Origin of the sequence: Pseudomonas sp. UBA3153 (genome assembly GCF_002364635.1) — a bacterium.
GTDB lineage: Bacteria > Pseudomonadota > Gammaproteobacteria > Pseudomonadales > Pseudomonadaceae > Pseudomonas_O > Pseudomonas_O kuykendallii.
Genome location: NZ_DEYR01000059.1, coordinates 5,225 through 5,726, shown reverse-complemented (window position 1 = coordinate 5,726; position 502 = coordinate 5,225). Strand labels below are relative to the sequence as shown.

General features: G+C 68.7%; 1 protein-coding gene. It reads left to right on the top strand.

Going from position 1 to position 502, the window contains the following annotated elements:
• Positions 1-300 (top strand): hypothetical protein (locus tag B2X67_RS13865; protein ID WP_349677791.1); only part of this gene is annotated, 300 nt, incomplete at its 5' end.
• Between the last annotated feature and the right edge of the window lie 202 nt (positions 301-502).

Genomic DNA, 502 nt, shown 5'->3' with positions numbered 1-502 from the left:
ATCTCGGCGGCGACGGACGCGCCGCAGCTGCGTCTGCAGCCGCTACCGCCGGGCCACGCCGAACTCGAACTGTGCTTTCCCGACCTCGGCGGGCCGTTGCGTTTCGAGCTGGAAGTCGATGTGACGGGCGCCGCCGGCACCACCCGCAGCCACCAGCGCGGCAAACTCCCCGCCGGCCAGGCCGGCTGCCCGCTGCGCAACCGCCTGAGCGCCGCCCCCGGCACGCGCATCGACGCCCTCCTGCGTTGGTGGGTAGGCGACGCCGCGCCGCAGGCGCTGAGCACTTCGCTCGATCTCTAGGCAAAGAAAAGCCCACCTGAAGGTGGGCTTTTCGTCAGCGGCCGAGGCCGGCATCACTCGTGGGAAACCCGTCGGAGGAAATCCTGCATCCGCTCGTTGCTCGGGTTGCTGAGAATTTCACGGGAGGTGCCTTGGGCGACGATCATGCCTTTCTCGAGGAACAGGGTGCGATCGGAGACGGCGCGGGCGAAGCCCATCTCGT